Origin of the sequence: Aquimarina sediminis, assembly GCF_002895435.1 — a bacterium.
GTDB classification, from domain to species: domain Bacteria; phylum Bacteroidota; class Bacteroidia; order Flavobacteriales; family Flavobacteriaceae; genus Aquimarina; species Aquimarina sediminis.
Genome location: NZ_POYJ01000004.1, coordinates 121,406 through 141,757 on the forward strand (window position 1 = coordinate 121,406; position 20,352 = coordinate 141,757).

Below are 20,352 nucleotides of genomic sequence, written 5' to 3' on the forward strand. Positions count from 1 at the left end.
TTTATTTAATTATTTTAACCTGTTTAAAAAATCATTCTATAACTTTATAATCTTCGTCTTTATAGCCAATTTTAAACTTGCTATTCGACCGTTCTATATCCCAACCATTAATCAACGCAAATTTTATAGCATTACTCACAAATTGTGGAGTGACTATCTTAGGTTCAAACTCGGGCGGTTCATTTTCTTTGTCATTTACAAATTCCCATACGTCATACCATCCAAAATCTATTGTCAAAATATTGTTTTTACAACAATTAGGTCTCACATCAATAGTTCCTTGAAAGCGCCAGTTAAACTCAATATTTTCCACCTTTATAGGTCTAAAGCCTCTCTTTTTTCTTGGTTTGGTCATATGCTATACAATTGTGCTATTGTTTCAATTAATCTTTCACCCAACCAATGATACTTTGATCCTTTTCTTTTAAAATTACCAACAACCACTCTTTTTGTGTTTTAATAACGACAACCTCTTTATTTTTTATTGTTCTTATCTGGTTTCCTGTTTTGGGATCTCCCGTACAAGGGTCTATTTTCTTATTATCATTTATAACAGGTCGCGTTCTTAGGATTCCTGAAATTATCTCCTGTTGGAGTACCTTATTAATTGTACTCATTTTTGTATCCGAATAGTGCGCTATCGTATTTTCAGAAAGGGTATTATCACTATTAATAACAAGCGTTGACAACATCATCATATCAAAACAACCGATAGGTCGACTTAAAACATGGATGGTTGTTTGTTCTTCCTGCTTTATATCAACTAATGCTCCTGGTGCGTTCCATATTTCAACAAAATCATTATCTTTCTTTGTCAGTAATACGGTTGTAGTATAATGGCGAGTATCCTGATAAATAATATCTTTTTGACCATCATTATTAAAGTCTATTAAATGTACGTTTTCATTATTGATATCAAACACATCTGTATCCCCATTTTTGGTAAAAAATGTAGCATTTTTCATTTTTAAAAAACCCTCACTATCCAAAGGAAATATGTTTACTGGTGGGGTTTTCAACAGTTTCAATTGTGTTTCTAAATGATCATTTTGAGCATACCCAAATAGGGTTAAAAACAAACAGCCTATAAAAAAAAAGAGTGCATTGTTTTTCATGTATTACTTTTTTAAATATTTTTTTCCATTAAACTGCAATACTGCTGTTTTAGAGGTGATTTTATCTTTTTCTTCTTCACATTCTCCATTTTCATCTACGTACGTCTTACTTTCCGTGATTTTACTTTTTACAATAATATCAAAGTATCCATTGGTTTTTTCTTCAGACATAATGAATGTATTTTTAACACTCGTAGATTCTCCAGCACATTGGGTATCCCATTCGGCACCATAATCCTCTACATCATAATGTAACACTTCTTTTAAAGCGTCTCCTGACTTTACAAACAAAGAAATAGTCCTGTTACTGTATGGGTTTGGTTTAGACATTCCATAGTAAAACACTCGTACCCCCAACGCCCTAGTATCTTTGGCAAGGATGTAAGGGGCAGTATCAATTGAAATCTCGGATAGTATTACTGCATCAGAAACCCAGCCATTTGTCTTAGAACTTTCAAAATATTTATGTGTTATTTTTCCTGTGGTATTATCAACCAATACAATATGGCTATTGAGCTCAAAAAGGTGTTCATCTTCTTCACCTGCAATTTCTGGAATCACTACAATGGTTTCATTAGGATTATGTGGTTGCACTTTAGAAACTATAAACTCTTCTTTGATTTTTTGTTTGTCCAGGTTTAATTGCTGTATCACGCTATCAATAAGAGTTTCTTCTTTTAAAACAGGCTTAATTTTACCATTAGCCATTATCTGAAAGGATGTTGTTTCTACTTTTTTTTCATCAATCCATAGAATATTATTAATGGTTAATTTGTTTTCTTCAATTTTAGACTCAATTCTGGATTGACCTTCGGCTATTTCATCGTAAGCAATGACTTTAGAATCGATGATACTTCCTTGTAAATCGTAATTAATTAATACTGATTCCATTTCGTGATCGCCTTTAAGAGTAGTTACTACCACAGAATAGAACGCTTTAGATAATTCTATCGTATAGCAGTATATTGCTCTATACTTATACCCCTCTTTATTAAAATTAGGATATATTTTTTCTAGTTTTAAAGCTTTGACATCAACTTTTCTATAATCTTCTTCTTCAATAAAGCTATCAAAATTTGTAGCGTCTATTCGTGGAATTGATTTAGTTTCAATTTTACTGATGACCTCTCTGAAACTAACAGTATCAACCTCTTTAGCCACATTAATTGATTCTGCAACGGCATCTTGCTCTTTTACAACGACTTCTTCTTTTTGTTTAGCCTTTTGAGAACAAGAAACTAATATCAATAAAATTAGAATGTACAGGTTTTTCATTTTTTTACTTTTTTCAATTAGTTTGAAGGGTTCTTTTTTCTAAATAACATCAATAACCTTCTCTAACACATAATGTATGATGGCAACAACCATAGTAATACCAATGAGGAACATAAATCTAATAATTGTTGCTTGTATATTGTTTTTTAATTTCTTTTTCAGGTAAAAAACATCCAATAGAATAAACAAAAGGGCGGTTACGCCACCGATTATAGCTCCTATATAAAGTAGTCCAAAATTGTAAAAAACATGAAGCAAAAACCACAGCCCTTCAGAAGATGCGTTGTTGGATCCTAAAACAATTCGCATATATACTATACCCAATATAAGTGATACTGCTGTCCATACTAAATAGGTTAAAATTTGCTTTAGGGTTTTCATAGGTTAACATTAAATTTACTTTTTATTCAACAATTCCATAAGATTATACTTTTTGTTTAAACTAGGAAGTGCCGTTTTACCCAAATTTGTTTGTATTTCGGTAATACATACATCATCATATTTTGTTCCTTTATAAAAGCTTATAGGTTTTAATGTAATGATATCGTTTGTTTTAAAAATTGCATCCACTTCAAGTTCTTGCACTAACGGTGTATCCATTAAAACTACTGTTTCTATGAATTGATCATCGATATATACTTCTACTTCTCTAACCCTAGTATTCTCATAAAAAAGCACCTCTGATTTCACATACCCATTGATTAGGCTCAGCTTTATCGGATTCATTATAACCTCATTTGGATTGAGCAATTTTTTATTTGAATATTTTCCACTTAAAAAAGATTTATCCAGATTCAATTGTATGGTAATTTTCACTTCGGCATTAGGTTTAAATACATAAGCCGTTGAATAATCCATATCCGAAATGTTTGTAACCGGATATTTTTTATTCTCAACGTTAGAAGTAACTTTAAAAAACAAATTTTCGTTAAAAGTAAGGTCAGCATTTGAACAACACCTCCCAAATAGTTTTTCAGACCAGGCACTATAATCTTCTACCAATTCTTGTTTATAGTAATCGAAAATAGTGGGCAACTCATCATTTATATATCTTTTTATTTCGTTTATACTTACAGTATCAATTGTGGCTAACCTAACTTTTCGTTTTTTATCTAATCTTGAAGCGGTTATAGTGGTACTTGTATCTGTTTTGATAACATCAACAGGTATATTGGCTTCTTGTTTTCTATTTGAATCGCAAGCACTAAGTACCAATATAATTGCTATTATGTGTATGAGTTTATTCATCATTTTTAGCATACCCTCTATTTGTTTCAAAATTTACACGTATTACCTTAATTAAATTAGTTTGTCCATGAACATAGGTGCCTTTTGGACCATAAGCTGTCGATTGAATAACTTCTCCCAGTTCCACTAATTCTTGTTTGTTATACCCAGAGTATCTAATTCTATCAAGACAAGACACTAATGAAGTTGTAAAACTTGTTGGATTCGTGATTTTATCTTCATTACACCCGATCAATGTAAACTCTATCGTATTTGCTTTAAAATAAATAGTGTCGGAAAACTTTGAACTTGTAATCATACCTGTTGCCTCTCCATCAGTAAGATCATCACCATCTAAAACATGTCCTACTGCAGTGACATCAACGTTAAGATTTGAAGCACTTGCTTGATACGTTGCTTTTGTCTCAAAAAAATAGCCATTTCCGCATCCCGTCAGGGTTATTACAATTACTATTATTAAAAGTTTCTTCATTCGTAATTTTCATCAAGTGTTTTTTATTGTAGGTATAGCCCAACTATTTTATAGTATAGGTCAATTCACAATAATAGTTACACAGCTGCTTTGCTAACTACTGCTTCTAGTTCTTGAAAAGCTTTTTTCTGAGAAGGCAGCAATAAAGCTCCCTTTATTTTTCCAGCAACTATTTCAATAATATCTCTTCGCGCCTTTACACTCTTACCAAAATAAGCATTCATAATCAAACTTGGTATGATATGATTTATTTTTACTGTATTATCTTCTATAAAATATAGCTTAATGGCTTGCATTGCGCTTTTTTTCAGAATAACACATTGTGCCATTTGTCCGTTAGTATCTGTTCTGACTTCCCATTTGTCATATTCTTTAGAACATTCAAATGAAGATGCTGTTTTTAGGTAATTGTATAGTGTATCTAACGAATTGTATTGATCTTTAACTGTAATTATTTTTTCCATCTGTTTAGTATTATTAGTATTGTTTATAATAAGGGCAACATAGATTATGTTGCCCTTCATTTTTTTAATTAAAATGCTCTTACTACTCTGATTGCATAGTTGAAACTCTTATTAAAATTACCCCAAAGCCCAGTTGTAAGGTTTACAAGTGCAGCATTGTCCGTATTATTTAATAATTCTGTAGAGCTCCAATGGAATTGATAGGGTATTGTTCCTCCACTTGCTATCATAGCGGCATCTACTACGCTTTTATTTGCATAATATTCAAGTAATTCATCTCTACTAGGTAAAAACCAATCATCATAACCATTAAAGTCTAAGTTAGCTGCAAAATCAGCTGCTGTTCCTGATGTTGTACAAGCCGCTTCAATTACTACCGTATTTGCTGCTCCACTCCCTATTGCTGAATTAGTTCCAGGTATGCTTACCCCATGACACCCCCAAGGTCCTCCAGAAGGTTGATTATTTATAGCAGAAATCACCAGACCGCTATCATTTGTTGCGTTAACCCAGAACACAACACCACCAAATTTAAAGTCTCCAACTTCGTGTATATCATTTAAATCAATGGTCACTACAGCTGTTTCTGTACTTATAGAATTACCTACAGTTATATTTGCTGTAATACTAGTGTTGGTTTCAAAATCAAACAAGGTAGCATCTGCAACAGTTAAGTCGCCTGTACTTGCATTTATATCTAAAGCTCCTACTGGTATTTGTGAGGTGATACTAAAAACCAAAGTTCCATCTCCTGTAGCTGTAACTGCTCCTAAAACTGTACCGTTTGGAGAATTTTCGTCTATACCGGTAGTAAAATCTTGAATGCTTAATTCATTTACATTAGTAAGATTAACAGTTGCATTCGCAGGAGCTATTCCATCACCTACGGTTATCGTTGCCGTAATAGTTGGATTTGTTTCAAAATCAAACAAGGTAGCATCTGCAACCGTTAACTCACCTGTATTAACATCTATATTTAATGCTCCCGCCGGTGTTTGTGATGTTATACTGAAGTTTAAAGCTCCGCTTCCATTGGTTTGTACAGTGCCTACAACATCACCATTGGTTGGATTTTCATCAATAGCTACCGTTAAATCCTGAACAGTTATCTCATTTACATTAGCAAGGTTAATCGTTACAGTAGCAGTATTTATTGCCTCTCCATCAGAAACCGATGCTGTAATTACAGGGTTTGTTTCAAAATCAAACAGTGTAGCGTCAGCAACAGTTAACTCACCAGAATTCGCATCTATACTCAGAGCTCCTGCTGGTGTTTGTGATGTTATATTTAAATTTCCACCTCCATTGGGTTGTACCGTACCTACAACATCACCATTGGTAGGGTTTTCATCAATGGCTACTGTTAAATCTTCAATAGCTACTTCTACATCCGTAAGATTAATGGTCACTGTTGCTGTATTTGCAGCTTCATCTGCCGAAATCGTAGCTGTAATCACAGGATTTGTTTCAAAATCGAATAAAGTAGCATCTGCAACCGTTAATTCTCCGGTACTTGTATCTATACTTATGGCTCCGTTTGGTGTTTGCGTTGTTATGCTATACGCTAAAGGATCGCTACTATCACTTTGTACTGTTCCTACAACTTGCCCCACGGTTGGATTTTCGGCAAGAGTTACTTCTAAATCCTGAAGGTTAATTATTTGGGGTTCCTCTATTTGATGATCATCATCGCTTTTACAACTATAGCCTATTAATAGTAAAGTTACGATCACCCCCTTAGTAAATGTAAATGCTTTTTTCATATTCCTTAATTTATTTTAATCAATTGTGTTTTTTTAATAATCCATTTCAATAAAATCTCCGTTTAGCTTATATTTGAAGGTGAAATTAGTCCCCCCATTTTCTGGTGTTAGCACCACGACATATTCGGTTTTAGCTATATCCCCATTTTTTGGAAATTTTAAATATGCCATTTTGAATGCTGGATTTTTTATATCTTTTTCCTCTTCCAATTTTTTGCTAGACTTTTCGGCTAACTCACCTAATTTTGAGAGATTAATGTTTTCGTTTAATTGAAACATAAAGTCTACGGCTTTTGTTCCTTCTGGGACTTCTAAAGATATTTCTGAGTTTTGCTTCCAGCTACCTCTCATTAAATTCCATTGTCCCATTTTTAAAGATTCTGGAGCTTCTGTTACGGTTACTCCAATGATGTTACCAACTGATTTATCTCGGGTAATCATTAGATCAGTGAAATAAGCTTCATCTCCAAATTTGCTTTTTATCTCTTCTTCGATTGCTTCAAATCCTTTTGCATTGGCTTCTTGTTTACTAGCTCCTCCGCAAGACATTAGTATGATTAGTACACCTAGTAGCGCTGTAAATTTTAGTTCTTTCATTTTATCGTATTTTTGGTTTATTAATCATCATAGTTTTTATAATGATTTTAGTTATATGACGATAAAAGTATTGCGTAAGAGTGTGTTAGAAAATAGAGAATCTATTTCCGAGGTGTTAGAATTAATAAGTGAGATACTTGATTAAATATCTGTGAAAAGAAGGGACTTAGTGATTATTCCAATGTAAAAATGCGTTCAAAAACTGTTCTTTTTTGCGAGAAGACACAGGTATTTTTTTTCCATTTTTTAAATGAATGACTCCAGATTTGTCGTACTTATCAATAAACTTTAGATTGACCATAAAGGATTGATGCGGACGGGTAAAATTAGCTTTAGAAAGGCGTTCTTCAAATTCTTTTAAGGTTTTTGAAACCATATACTTTTTATTATCATTACAATAAAAAGTAGTATATCCTTTGTCTGATTCGCAAAACAATAGTTCGTTTAGATCTATAACTTGAAAACTGTCATGGAGTGATAATATTAATTTAGAGTCTTCATTATTCCAGACTTCCTTTACAATTTTTACTTGCTGTTTTTGCTTTGTTATTGATAATTCAGAAACCTTTTGTAACGCCAATTCTAGTTCTTCTATATCCACAGGTTTTAAAAGATAATCTATCGCACCAATTTTTAATGCCTGTAAAGCATGCTCTTCATATGCAGTAATAAAAATAACTTTAAAGTTTAAACTTTCTGTTTGTTCTAAAAAATCAAACCCCGTTCCGTCGGTTAGATTTATATCCAAAAAAATCAAATCAGGCTTACAAGCATTTGCTACAACAACAGCCTCTTTTACAGATTCGCACTCACCTATTACCTCTACCTCTGTATCTACTAATTGTAATAGGTTAAGTAAACCTTTTCTAATATATTCCTTATCTTCTATTACTAATGCTTTCATGTGTTTACAACTTCTTTATAAGGAATTACTAACCTAACTATGGTTCCTTGCTCATTATATTTTTGTCTATCTTCAATAATTACCGAACCTTTCATTTTAAAATCTTTAGATAGCATTTTTAATCGTTCAGAGGTTATCGTAGTAGACAGTGATGTTTTATATTGGTTTTTATTTTCTTTTTGAGAATCAATACCGATACCATTGTCGGTAATCGTACAGATTAGCTCTTTATTTACATACTTAAGTCGAACATCGATGATTCTATTTTCTTTTTGATCTACAAATGCATGTTCTATCGCATTTTCTGCAAATGGTTGAATTAGCATGGGTGGGATTTTAAATAGTGAGGAATCTATAGATTCCTCTACCACAACTGTATATGTATACGACTCCTTTTCTAAATTCTGAAGCGCTAGATAGTTCTCTATAGCTGTTAATTCTTGAGAAAGTAAAACCGTTTTGTCTCTTGAGTTTTCTAAAATAATTCTAAGTAATTTCGAAAATTTTGACAAATATAAAACAGACTTTTTCTCTTCTTTATTTAAAATCATGCCTTGTAATACCGACAGTGAATTGAAAATAAAATGAGGGGTCATTTGTGAACGTAATAATTTTTGCTCTATTAATACATTTTGAGTTTTAGACTTTTCGTTTCTTAGTTTTAAAAAGAAAATTATCCCTCCCAGAATCAAACTTGTTACCAAAAAAGCAATCACACCCAGTAATAGGTTTCGTTGTGATTTTTCTAAATTCTGAGAGGTTGTTTTTACGGTCTTAGTCAGTCTTAATTCTCTTTTCTCTGCAGATTCCAACTCATTTTTGTACTTATATTCATACTCTATTTCTGTAATTTTTTGAATGCTTGCTCTATTAAAGAGGCTGTCATCTAATATCTTAAATTGCTGACTACTTATTAGAGCTTTTTGGTGTTCTCCTAATTCATAGTTTATTTTGGAGAGTAATTCATAAGCATCTCTATGGTGCTTCAAAAGTTTGTACTTACTTGCGAGTTGAGCTACTTTTTCTGCATTAATCAATGCCAGATTATATTTTTTCATATTGTAATACGTAGTTGCCATACCTATATAGGACTCTAACAAATCGTATTGTCTTTGATTAGTATAGGTGATTTTATTAGCTTCTTGAAAACTAACTAAAGCTTTTTCATATTTTTTAATTCCTAAATACGCAAAACCCAAACCATTAAGACCAACTGCCAAATGCTCATTATCCTTAATTTCTCTACTCAGTTTAATAGATTCTTTAAAAGAAAGAATAGCTTTATCGAACTCCTTATTATCGATATAGATACCCCCAATATTGTTTCTTATGCCAGTAATTTTTTTAGTGCTATAATGAGCCTGTTTAATATCTAGTGCTTTAGTATAATAGTCCAATGCCTTTTCATTAAGCTCCTGCTGTCTATACACATTACCGATATTATTTAACGATTGAAAAATGCCTATAGAATCTTTGGACTTCTGGGCGACATCTAATGATTTATTATGATACTCTATAGATAGTGGAAAATTACCTTGTTCTGTATACACTATAGCTATTGCATTAAAACAGCTAAGTATTCCGTATTCATTATTATTATTTGTAAAGGCGTTTAATGCTTTTTTAAAATTAGTTAAAGCTTCTTCGTATTTTCCCGTGTCCGAGTATATATCCCCAATATTATAAAGATAATTAGGAATATTCTTTTTCACTCCCAATTTTTCATCGATTGCCAATGCTTCTTCATAATATTTTAATGCAAGTTGTTGATTACCCTGATAATTATACAGAACCCCCAAAGCATTTTTACAACCTGCTATACTTTTTAAATCATCTATAGACGTATAAAGCTCAATTGCCTTTTTATAATTATTGATGGAAACTTCAAACTTAGCCTGCTCCATATAAGTAATCCCTTTCATATAAAAACTACGGGCTTTTCCTTTTATGGATTTTATTTCGTCAGCTAGTTTCCCAGCTTGTTCGGCGTATACCAATGATCGAGAAGGGTTATTTCTAGCATTATAAAAAGCTAAATGATTAAGGATTTTTACACGAACAGTGTCTTTCTTGGTATAGTTTTTTAGTTCTTTTTTTAAACTGTCAATCTTTTTATGTTGAGCCTGCATGTTTCCTACCACAAACAAAAAACTAAATAAGGAAAGAATATATACCTTGATGGGATTCATAAATTATTAAGCTAATTTTTAAGTATTGATAAAAATAGTGTGTGCTAAATCTACTGATTTTTAGATTAGGGCGAATAATTTCTTATTTCTTTTTATAATATTCAACTCTCTCTTACTCCTTAGCTTATCGAATGAGTCTTACAATTAACCCTCTATAAATAACAATTGCTGTTTTGGAATACTCTAACCAAGTTACTTTGAAACCCCAATCAAACTACAGCAGTCTTGCTAAGAAAGTACACTTGTTAGATCCTGCCTAAAGACGACATTAGCTATCATAAAAAAACACTGAAAATCATACAATTAACAGTGTTTCTAAATTGATTTATTATCAGATGTCGGGTAGAGAGGATTCGAACCTCCGATCTCTGGTCCCCCAGACCAGCACTTTAACCGGACTAAGCTACTACCCGTTCAGAACTATTTCTATTTTTTCATTTGATAGAATAGCCTATTCAAAAAGGCTACCTGATAAGTATCAGAATACATCTGGGGCGCAAATATAAATATATTTGGGTTTAAATAAATGAACTCGTTTAAACTTTTTCCATTTCTCAAAAGATTGCTCGTTTCAATAGTATTTGCCTTTTTCAAATTTGTCTGATAAATTAGAAAATTAGCTTTTATTATATGCCGTGATGATGCTAACGCCCCGTAGGTAGTTAATCAACGCCCTTTAGGGTGTTTACCAACAGGTTATAGGTCGTTCAGACATCCCCTATGGGGATGTTACAGCACCATATTGACCGTCTCGAACACCTTATAGATAGTACAACAACGCCTTATTGACCGTTTATAACGGTCTATTGGCAGTGTACATACAGGCTATTGGGCGTTATAAAGCCTTTTCGGTCCGTCTTAAAACTAGCATTTAGCTCTAAATAACCAAATACTCTTCATTCAAAAACAGAATATTATCGTAATTTTAACCTCCCTCCTAAAACATGGATGTAATTATCACTTATGATACGATTATAAATGATTATAAGTGTTCGACAATAGTAAGGTCTTCATCTAATGTTTGCTTAATTAAAAAACTTATACGGATTGGAAATAATAAAGAAAATAATACTATTTGGGCTACTATTACTATTGGTCAGCTGCTTCCCTGTTGAAACAAAAAATGCAGAAAAAGCATATAAATATTGGTCTAAAGGTGAACCACCAAAAGAAATTAAATTGATTAATGGGGAATACTATCAGTCACCACATTTCTCTTTGGAATACGAATTGTTCCTAAAATTTAAGTCGGACAAAAAATGGTTTAATGAATTTATTGAATATAATAAACTTGAAATAGATACTATGAGAAACGATTGGGCAAGATGGACTGAATTACCAAAATGGTTTAAAACAGACAGTAATTATTTGATTTATGCCAAAAATCAAACTGATGAATTTGAACGTTCAAGATATTTTATAAATCCGAAAACAGGAATTTGCTATATCTATGAATCTACTGGAATGTAAAATAAAACTACAATATTATATATAACAAATAGAGCGGTTGATATGCAATCTTTTTTTTGATTTAGTGCTAAAACAAAAAAAAGATTGAGTCTACGACTTGACTCAAAACAATTGTTTGTTTTCTGTTCTGCTTGCCATATATTAAACATTGTGTATAACTCAAAATATTATATGAAAGTAAAAATCATAATTCTAGTATTAACGTTCGGTTTTATCTCATGTAAATCTGAACGAAAACCTGAAAGTATAAAATCCAATTCAAAAGATTCAAACACTAAAACCAATGCGGTTCTGAATAAAAAACCTGTTGAACAAAAACAAACGATAAATGACACTATTGAACGATTCTTTCCACTAGAAAAAGAAACTATCAAAACCGATACTTTGATTAGGAATTTGGATATACAAATATCTATCATTCAAAATTCTTTAGATTCATATGTTGTTAACGAATTTGACAGTGATGGAGTAAAAAATATTCATAAGTATCGTGATTTTGAACATCAATTGATTATAAAAAAAGGTACAAAGGTTCTGATCGACACAATTTTTAAGAAAGAAAAATTTGTACAGAATGCTGGTCAACAGCTAATAGATATTTCTAGGTTTCACGGATATTCGTTTAATAAAGTTAAAGACGAACAAATTGAATTGTTTGGTGTGATATCAAAACCTGAAGGCGATGACTGGACATTCGCATTTCAACATTTCTTTGATGTAAATACAGGTAAATTTGAAATAAAAAAGTCAGTCGATGATGAAATTTAAAAAAGCTGCAAAAAGCATAATGTATTGTGGTCATACTAGCTAGGAGATTATTTCATTGTTCTAGTATTTTTATGAAGGCTCAATACTTTCACAAGCCAAAAACTATTAATCCATTAGAAAAACTGAAAAGAAAGGTGAGATTTGGTGTTGGTACGACTCATATACTAAACGTTATCATTAACTCTGAAGAAACTTCATGACTAAAAACAAGTACTTATATAGGATTCTATTTCTTGTTTCAATATTCTTACTATTGATAAACGACTTATACCTAAAATATGAATATCATAATTATATAACAGGAAAATTATCTGATTTTGCTGGTCTATTCGCTTTCCCATATTTCTTTAGTTGTTTCTTTCCAAAAAAAATTAAGGCTATTTATATCTTATCTGGAGTTTTATTCGTGTTTTGGAAATCGGAACTTTCACAACCTTTTATTCATCTTGCCCATTCTTATGGGATTGGAATGAATAGAACAATAGATTCTTCTGATTTTATTGCCTTACTCATTTTGCCAATTTCATATATTTATTGGAATTGGGATTCTAAACTTTTTGAGCCAACGAAAATTCTAAAGCCTATGGTTATTGGAATAAGCTGTTTTGCTTTTATTGCAACTTCTTTACCAGAGCATTACGAACAGCTATCTATGAAATCTGAATTTTCGATAAATGTTAACTCCAATTTTGAATCTGTAAGAACCCAATTACATTTATACAAAAACAGGGTACTTGAGGAGGGCAATTATAGCATTAACCTTCCTAAAAAAAATGCTCGCATTTTAACTTCAATAAAAGTAGATTCTATAGATGAAAAAACCACAAGAATTATTTTAGACAGCATCTTGAGTTTTGCAATCGAGGAAAATGGATTCATTTTTAGTAGTGGAATTGATGATGATATTGAATATATTAAAAGCCTAAGTATAGCTAATATTGAACAACTTTTTTCAAAACAGATACAAAGTGAGTTCAAAGAAAAATGACCATTACTAACACTAAATAGTTAGCAAAAAATTAATATTTAATCAAACGGTTATTCTCTTTTGTAAAACGCCAAATAGTAAACCACATACCCAAACAAACATTAAAAAAATGAATAGTGAGAAAATCTTAACTAAAGTTGGAGAAATATACGCTCCCTTATCTACTGCATGTCAACAAGATCTCATTGCCAATTCAAAAACTAGCACATTCAAAAGAGGTGAGATTGTTGTTCGCGAAGGGCAGTTTTCCAAAAAAGCATATCTAATGGTGCAAGGCTGTGCAAGGGCATTTTATATAAAAGGTGGTAAAGATATCTCAGACTGGTTTGCCTTTGAAAATCAATTTATGGCTCCAATAGTTAGTTTTTTTAGTACAGAACCAAGCCCTCATTATATCGAATTTGTTGAAGATTCGACGGTTTTGGAATTTTCAAAAGATACAATTGACACGCTTTCTAACAAATACCATGATTTTGAACGTTTTATTAGTAAAATAGTGACAGAAACCATGTTAGGGCTATGCGAAAGATTATATACAATTCAATTCACTAAAGCAGAAGAAAGATATACACACCTATTAAGTATTCATCCAGATATAACAAACAGAATCCCTCTTACCCATATTGCATCCTATCTAGGGATAACACTTGAAACTTTAAGTAGAATCAGAAACCCCAAAAACCGAATTTGATCTATATCAAATGATAATTCTTCTATTAAAGTGACTTTTGTAAAAAGAAACAAAATGGAAGAAAACAACAAACAATTAAAATCAATTTGGGGAAAATGGTGGGAGCCATTTAGAAAATGGTTTTATCCATCCTGGTTACTATATGAAACTACAATTCGTTTTAGTGATTATGCTCACTCTATTCATACCTATTTTATACAACAACAGGATAATATCTCATCATATATTGGAGAAATTGGAGCTCAGACTTTAGATGTTTTTTGTAGTATTCTCACTTTCGCTATTTGCGCAGCCTTTTTAACCCTGCCAGCTTGTTTTGTATTACATAAGTTCTTTAAAACAGATAATTTAACAGGCACTCAGTTTGAAAATAAAATGAAACCTTTTTTCTAAGAATATGAAAAAAATACTAATCATAAACGGCCACCCTGACAAAGAAAGTTTCAATTTTGGGCTTTCAGAATCATATAAGAAAGGGGCACAAAAATCGAATGCTGAGATAAAGGAAATTAATATTCGAGAATTGGATTTCAACCCAAATCTGCAATTTGGATACCGGAAGCGAACCGAACTGGAACCTGATTTGATAAAAGCTCAGGAAACCTTAAAATGGGCAGAACATATCGTTTGGGTTTATCCAGTTTGGTGGGGTTCTGTTCCTGCAATTATGAAAGGTTTTTTGGATAGAGTTTTGCTTCCTGGATTTGCCTTCAAAAAAAGAGAAGGTTCATTATGGTGGGATACATGTTTCAAAGGAAAAACATCCAGAGTAATTTGTACTTTAGATCAACCACCTTGGTTCTATACTCTGATCAATAGATGTCCTAGTCATAATGCAATGAAGAAGCTAACAATGAATTTTATTGGTGTTAAATCTGTTAAAATCACTTCGATTGGTCCCATTAGATTATCAAAGGATACGTTTAGGCAAAAATGGTTAAAGAAAATTGAAAAACTTGGAGAGAAGAATAAATAAAAAACAATCCGTTCTTTTTATTCATAAAACAACAAGTTAATTTTCAAAGACTTAATTCCAATTAATGATACTTATTGGTAAAATAAAAATAAAAACATGTTACGGTAACACTTATAATTAATACCGTTTTTAGTTCCTTACTCGTAATCGATAACTTCACACTTAGTCGGTCAAATCTTTTGATCCAATATCAATTGGCACAAAAGATTTGGCTACTACTAAACCTCAATAATCGCTTGTTTTCTACCCTACTTATTCTATATTTACTGCTATCAACAAGTATAAATTGGAAATGAATAAACTAAACCCATCCATTAAATACCACTTATTGGTGGGATTATTTATTAGCATTTGGGGTTTTGCTTTTGCGTTTTTTGTAAGACCTTTTGATGATGGTTCATTAGGCTTAAAAGGGTGGATCAGAATAAGTCTTGGATTTAACCTCATCTCATTCTTAGCATATGGATGCCTCGTTGTTATTCAAAAATATATTTATGACAAAACCAAAAAATGGTCTTTTGGTCTTGAAATAGGAAGTATTCTTTTTTATCAAGTCCTTTATACTATAGGGACATTTATTTTTTATAAAGGACCTTTATTAAATGGAGATTACACCTTTTTTCAGTTTAATACAATTATTACTTTAAGAGTAGCATTAGTATCACTTCCGATTGTTGTAATCGCCAGAAGGTACTTAATCAAATTAATCCCCATAAAAGAAGATGTGTTAACCATCAAAGGAGAGAATAAGTTAGACATACTAAAAATTAGAAAATCAGAATTAATATGTATTTCTAATGCGCAGAATTATGTTGAAATTTTTTATTTGCATGATAATGTACTCCATTCTAAACTAATTCGAACCTCTTTAAAATCACTGCAAAAAGATCTTGATTTTTTGATTCAGATACATCGTTCGCATCTCATTAACCTATCACATTTTAAATCCTGGAAGGATCAGAGTACCATATATCTGACTCAAATGGAACTACCCGTTTCTAAAAGCTATAAGAAACAATTATTATCCTTGTAATTTTCTGTACCTAAAATCAGCCCTTTCGTAATAGTCCAGATTCTTGTTAAAAATTTTGTACCTAAAAATGCTGGTTTTATACCTAAACCCTAAAAACACTGAGGTTGAGGAGTGATCCTGTTTACTTTTGTTTCATAATCAATACAATAAAAACAAATGAAAACAGTAAACAATAAGCTCGGTAAATTAGCATTTTTAGTAACACTACTACTATTACTTTTAGTCTCAAATGGTAGTTATTCCCTATTTTTTGCTCCCTGGATTTCAATCACTATGTTACTTTATGCAGTTCGTCAGTTCTCTGTTATTAAAGGTTTTTTATTAGCCTGTGTGCTTCTAATTATTGCAACTCTATTTCAGAATTATGAGATCCTTCCGTTTCCCTTTCTCATGTATGCTCTTATAATGGTTCCTTATGGATTGATAGCCGCGATACCCTATCTTATAGATGTACTTTTTTCAAAAAAACGAAACGTATTTTTACATACACTAATCTTCCCTGCCACATTAGTTTTTATTGAATATCTAAGTAATCAATTTCTACCATATGGCAGTTGGGGGCACATAGCCTATACACAACAATCACAAGATCTTTTATTACAATCAGTTTCTGTTTTGGGAATGGGATATATCACTTTTTTGATAGGTTGGTTTGCTTCCATAGTCAATTGGATTCTCATTCAAGAATTTCAATGGGTAAAAGTTAAAAAAGGGATTTTGATATATGCCATAATTATCGGATTAACGCTAGGATATGGTGGTTATCGTGCGCTATTCCAGAAATCTACTTCTGAAACTATCAGAATAGCTTCTATTTCTGCCATGGATCACTTACGAATCTACGATAATGATTTTTATGGTCTTAATCTCAAAGGTGGTAAAGAGAAATTCAGAAAGCAAGCTTCTGATTTAAATCAAAATTTATTGGATCGTAGTGTAAAAGAAGCCAAGGCGGGAGCAAAAATAGTTTTCTGGGCAGAGGGTAATGGTTTTATTTTAAAAGAAGATGAAAACAAATTATATGAATCAGCCAGCTTAATGGCTAAAGAAAATGGAATATATCTTGGAGCTGGAGTCAGTGTTATTGACCCTACAAACGATAAACCATTAGAAAACAAATTTGTATTATTTGACCCTAATGGGAAAAAGACGATAGAGTATTGGAAAGTTATTCCTGTTCCTGGTGGAGAAAAAGCTATGAGTAATATAAAAGGAGATGCCATTCAAAAATCAAAAACACCTTATGGTATAATTGGATCTGCCATTTGTTTTGATATGGATTTCCCCGAATATTTAAAACAAGCTAAAGGCACAGATATTATGTTGGTACCAAGCAATGATTGGAAAGGCATCGATCCTATTCATACCAATATGGCAAAATTTAGAGCCATAGAACAAGGTTTTAATTTGATACGTCAAACAAGCTTTGGGCTATCAGCTGGCTTCGATTATACAGGTAAAAAACTTAGTGAGATGGATCATTTTACAGATAACGATAAGATTCTGATAACCCAACTCCCTACAAAGGGGATTACAACTGTATATTCTCTAATAGGTGATATCTTTATCTATTATTGCTTATTAATGCTCATTGTAGTCCTATTTAGACTCAAAAAATTACCAACAAAAAAAAGGCAACCATTAGACTACTAAAAAAACCAATTACCACTATAATAAAACACACAGACGTTTTAGCACCACTAAAACGTCTGTGTGTTTTTAGTAGGTTACCAATACAAAATTTGGAATTAGAAAAAAGAATAGAAGTAAAATTTTATATTTGGCTTAGGACAATCGAAACAAAATATGCACAAACCTGCTTTACCTTTCTTTTATGGAACAAAAAATAAATGTAACCGATTTTATATCCAATATTTCCGAACATTTTAAAACATCTCAAGATCTACCACCTTGGGAGTTTACCTCTAATTTGAAAGCAATCATTGAAAGAATACTACCCAACCTCAATTCTGATTTCGAAATCATGGACGGAATTGCCATTCATAAATCTACAGTGGTAGAAAAAGGAGTTACGATTAAAAGACCATTTATTGCAATGGAAAATTGTACTATCGCAGCAAATACATATTTTCGAGAAGGTGTATTTCTGGACAAATCAGTAAAAATAGGACCTAGTACTGAAGTGAAAAGTAGTATAATCTGTGCTGGTACAGCTATCGCACATCTAAACTATATTGGAAATAGTATAATCGGTCAAAATGTTAATTTTGAAGCTGGATCAATAGCAGCGAACCACTACAACGAAAGAGATGATAAAAGAATATGGATCGCCTACAACAATGAATTAATAGATACCGGTGTCGAAAAATTTGGAGCATTAGTCGGTGATAATTCGAGAATCGGTGCGAATGGAGTTTTATCACCTGGAACGATATTAAACAAAAACGCTATCGTAAAAAGGTTAGAATTAATCGATCAACAGCAGTGTTTTTTGTAATAAGAATAGCTCTTTTTTTTTTACAAAAAAACATTTACAAATACTATACAACAAATCATAGGAACCTATCGGTCAGTTATACTTGCTATAGGAGATAGTCAAAACTATTTATAAAAACCGAATTACTAGTTGAAAAATAAAATTCTCAAAATATCCAAAAGAACTTTAATTTCAATAGGAGTACTATTCGTTTTCATTTACGTTACAAACGAAATTCTATATAGAATTAGCATTCCTCAGGAATTTAACAAAGCTAATTGGAACGGAAAATGGAACAGCACAGAATATAAACTTGTAAATGGAAAAATACTGACTTTTATACCAAATCCTATTATAGAGAATTCAGATTTCAAAAGTAAAACCGCCCTGTACTACAATATTTGGAGCTTATATAAACCAGGTCAAATAAAAATTGTGGATATGAATGGAACATTTAGGCAAAAAAACTTTAACGGGAATAGTATGCTAAATCAAAAAAATGCTATCAACCGAAAACCTTTAACATCATTCTTTTTCAAAGCAAAAATTTCTTTCGCAAATGGACAGTCAATAGAATACACAGGGGAGAAAAGCAATAAAAATCCTGAAATTTCTGGTAATTATATATCAAAATTCCCATTTGACTCTGGAAGTTTTATAATTAATTTGGAATAGAAATTATACAAAACAGGATATCTGTAATCATAGAGCTTAGAAGTATTATACAAATTCGTTACTTTTAAATCTCATTCTAACCAGTACAAATCCTTTAAAAAAAGCACAAAATTATTGGAAAATAAAATAGAACTAATTCAAAGCATAGGAAAGATTGTTGTTTTTATAATGATACTACTTTCTATTTTTCTTTTTACGGTCAAAACAAAACACAAACTACCCAATATACTATTTGGTCTATATCTACTGGTTATCGCTTTTGATTTAATTGGTTTATTTACCAATAAAACTTTAGAATATCCTAACATCAATATTCTAAAAACATCTTCTAGTTTGTTACAATTACCTCTATTCTATCTCTATGTATTATCTGCTTGCTATACTAATTTTAAGATCAAAAAAACACATGTGATTCATGCTTTTTTATTCTTATTGTTTCTTTTTATTTTCAAAATAACGTCATTTTCTAATCAAAGTTTTATGTTTTTTGAAGTAATTGCCGAGCTACAGTTCTTTACTTACATCATTGCTATATTCTTTATTTTAAGAAAATACAAAACAGTATATCTTGAGAATTATTCAAACGCAAATTATGCCATCTATAAGTGGCTATTCCAAATTACAGTATTTTCTTGTATAGCACATACATTTGTAATTACAAGATGGTATTTATCTAATTCTACACTACAAGAGTATGTCCTAAACATTAATATCTTAATAAGCTTTTCTGTTCTATCTATAACAGTATTCTTTGTTCTTAAAGCTTTGTATAAGCCAGAACTTTTTACGGGTATAAATATAAATCTAAGACCTCTAAAATCAACAATTGATAAGAACACAACCCAAACTAATGTTAACGAAAATAAACATCTAGAGAAACTTTCTTTATTTATGGAAAAGGAAAAGCCATTTTTAGATTTCGAATTAACGTTACAGAAGCTGGCTTTTCAGACGGATATTCCAGAAAGAGAATTGTCTATAGTAATCAATCATCATTTAGGGAAGCATTTTTTTGACTTTATAAATGAATATCGAATACAGGAAGCTAAAGCTATTTTAGAAAATCCAAATGAAAAAGAAGTGACTGTCTTAGAGATTTTATATAAAGTAGGTTTTAATTCAAAGTCGTCTTTTTATACCGCATTCAAAAAAATAACAAATCAAACTCCTACACAGTATAGAAAACAAGCCTTATCGAATAAAGCATAAATAAATTAGTCCGACTTTATTTACTCGGACGTTTCTCCCAATAAAATAGCTCAGATTTGTATCAAACAAAAAAAAACA

The 20,352-nt window shown here is 31.4% G+C and carries 22 protein-coding genes and 1 tRNA gene; 11 read left to right on the forward strand and 12 right to left on the reverse strand.

Translation table 11 applies throughout. The features are described 5' to 3' along the window. Positions 1–31: 31 nt before the first annotated feature. From C1X07_RS11275 to C1X07_RS11330, 12 genes are all read right to left on the reverse strand, one after another. Complete coding sequence (locus C1X07_RS11275) at positions 32–355, reverse strand: hypothetical protein (RefSeq protein ID WP_103070125.1); 324 nt, start codon at positions 353–355, stop codon at positions 32–34. A 28-nt stretch (positions 356–383) separates the two neighbouring features. Next, a complete protein-coding gene (locus C1X07_RS11280; RefSeq protein WP_103070126.1) occupies positions 384–1,115 on the reverse strand; it encodes a hypothetical protein in 732 nt (243 codons plus the stop codon). Between the two features lie 3 nt (positions 1,116–1,118). After that, complete coding sequence (locus tag C1X07_RS11285) at positions 1,119–2,390, reverse strand: PA3715 family protein (protein WP_103070127.1); 1,272 nt, start codon at positions 2,388–2,390, stop codon at positions 1,119–1,121. Positions 2,391–2,429: 39 nt separating this feature from the next. Next, complete coding sequence (locus C1X07_RS11290) at positions 2,430–2,771, reverse strand: hypothetical protein (protein WP_103070128.1); 342 nt, start codon at positions 2,769–2,771, stop codon at positions 2,430–2,432. Between the two features lie 15 nt (positions 2,772–2,786). After that, the gene (locus C1X07_RS11295) at positions 2,787–3,668 is read right to left on the reverse strand and encodes an NADase-type glycan-binding domain-containing protein (protein ID WP_164914145.1); all 882 of its coding nucleotides are present in this window, start codon (positions 3,666–3,668) and stop codon (positions 2,787–2,789) included. Continuing rightward, entirely contained in the window at positions 3,631–4,110 is a 480-nt protein-coding gene (locus C1X07_RS11300) for a hypothetical protein (RefSeq protein ID WP_103070130.1), read from the reverse strand. Before C1X07_RS11300 ends, C1X07_RS11295 begins: the two co-directional genes overlap by 38 nt. A 77-nt stretch (positions 4,111–4,187) precedes the next feature. Then, positions 4,188–4,634: a hypothetical protein gene (locus C1X07_RS11305; protein WP_241507239.1), complete on the reverse strand. Its 447-nt coding sequence runs from the start codon at positions 4,632–4,634 to the stop codon at positions 4,188–4,190. Positions 4,635–4,642: 8 nt separating this feature from the next. After that, a complete protein-coding gene (locus C1X07_RS11310; RefSeq protein WP_103070131.1) occupies positions 4,643–6,337 on the reverse strand; it encodes an Lcl domain-containing protein in 1,695 nt (564 codons plus the stop codon). Between the two features lie 33 nt (positions 6,338–6,370). Next, positions 6,371–6,934 (reverse strand): hypothetical protein, encoded by a 564-nt coding sequence (locus C1X07_RS11315; protein ID WP_128755252.1) that lies wholly within the window; start codon positions 6,932–6,934, stop codon positions 6,371–6,373. Positions 6,935–7,100: 166 nt separating this feature from the next. Continuing rightward, positions 7,101–7,838, reverse strand: a complete 738-nt coding sequence (locus tag C1X07_RS11320; RefSeq protein WP_103070133.1) for a LytR/AlgR family response regulator transcription factor — start codon at positions 7,836–7,838, stop codon at positions 7,101–7,103. Continuing rightward, positions 7,835–10,027 carry a tetratricopeptide repeat protein gene (locus tag C1X07_RS11325; protein WP_241507240.1) on the reverse strand — a complete coding sequence of 731 codons (2,193 nt, stop codon included), beginning with the start codon at positions 10,025–10,027 and terminating at the stop codon, positions 7,835–7,837. The genes C1X07_RS11320 and C1X07_RS11325 overlap by 4 nt, the downstream gene beginning before the upstream one ends. 338 nt (positions 10,028–10,365) lie before the next feature. After that, a tRNA-Pro gene (locus C1X07_RS11330) sits at positions 10,366–10,440 on the reverse strand. A gap of 634 nt (positions 10,441–11,074) precedes the next feature. Here C1X07_RS11330 and C1X07_RS11335 point away from each other — a divergent pair. The 11 genes from C1X07_RS11335 (at position 11,075) to C1X07_RS11385 (ending at position 20,274) form a co-directional block, all read left to right on the forward strand. Next, positions 11,075–11,497: a hypothetical protein gene (locus tag C1X07_RS11335; protein WP_103070134.1), complete on the forward strand. Its 423-nt coding sequence runs from the start codon at positions 11,075–11,077 to the stop codon at positions 11,495–11,497. A 171-nt stretch (positions 11,498–11,668) separates the two neighbouring features. Next, the gene (locus C1X07_RS11340) at positions 11,669–12,265 is read left to right on the forward strand and encodes a DUF4738 domain-containing protein (protein ID WP_103070135.1); all 597 of its coding nucleotides are present in this window, start codon (positions 11,669–11,671) and stop codon (positions 12,263–12,265) included. A 253-nt stretch (positions 12,266–12,518) separates the two neighbouring features. After that, positions 12,519–13,253 (forward strand): hypothetical protein, encoded by a 735-nt coding sequence (locus C1X07_RS11345; protein WP_128755253.1) that lies wholly within the window; start codon positions 12,519–12,521, stop codon positions 13,251–13,253. Between the two features lie 109 nt (positions 13,254–13,362). Next, positions 13,363–13,944, forward strand: coding sequence for a Crp/Fnr family transcriptional regulator (locus tag C1X07_RS11350; RefSeq protein ID WP_103070137.1), 582 nt, complete (start codon positions 13,363–13,365; stop codon positions 13,942–13,944). 54 nt (positions 13,945–13,998) lie between these two features. Further along, positions 13,999–14,337 (forward strand): hypothetical protein, encoded by a 339-nt coding sequence (locus C1X07_RS11355; protein WP_103070138.1) that lies wholly within the window; start codon positions 13,999–14,001, stop codon positions 14,335–14,337. A 4-nt stretch (positions 14,338–14,341) separates the two neighbouring features. Then, positions 14,342–14,920, forward strand: coding sequence for an NAD(P)H-dependent oxidoreductase (locus tag C1X07_RS11360; RefSeq protein WP_103070139.1), 579 nt, complete (start codon positions 14,342–14,344; stop codon positions 14,918–14,920). Positions 14,921–15,212: 292 nt separating this feature from the next. Further along, entirely contained in the window at positions 15,213–15,953 is a 741-nt protein-coding gene (locus tag C1X07_RS11365; RefSeq protein ID WP_103070140.1) for a LytTR family DNA-binding domain-containing protein, read from the forward strand. A gap of 156 nt (positions 15,954–16,109) precedes the next feature. Beyond that, on the forward strand, positions 16,110–17,606 hold the full coding sequence (locus C1X07_RS11370) for a nitrilase-related carbon-nitrogen hydrolase (RefSeq protein WP_103070141.1): 1,497 nt from the start codon (positions 16,110–16,112) through the stop codon (positions 17,604–17,606). 181 nt (positions 17,607–17,787) lie between these two features. After that, positions 17,788–18,411: an LbetaH domain-containing protein gene (locus C1X07_RS11375; RefSeq protein WP_103070142.1), complete on the forward strand. Its 624-nt coding sequence runs from the start codon at positions 17,788–17,790 to the stop codon at positions 18,409–18,411. Between the two features lie 129 nt (positions 18,412–18,540). Then, positions 18,541–19,065, forward strand: coding sequence for a hypothetical protein (locus C1X07_RS11380; protein WP_103070143.1), 525 nt, complete (start codon positions 18,541–18,543; stop codon positions 19,063–19,065). Positions 19,066–19,179: 114 nt separating this feature from the next. After that, positions 19,180–20,274, forward strand: coding sequence for a helix-turn-helix domain-containing protein (locus C1X07_RS11385; protein ID WP_103070144.1), 1,095 nt, complete (start codon positions 19,180–19,182; stop codon positions 20,272–20,274). Positions 20,275–20,352: the final 78 nt, after the last annotated feature.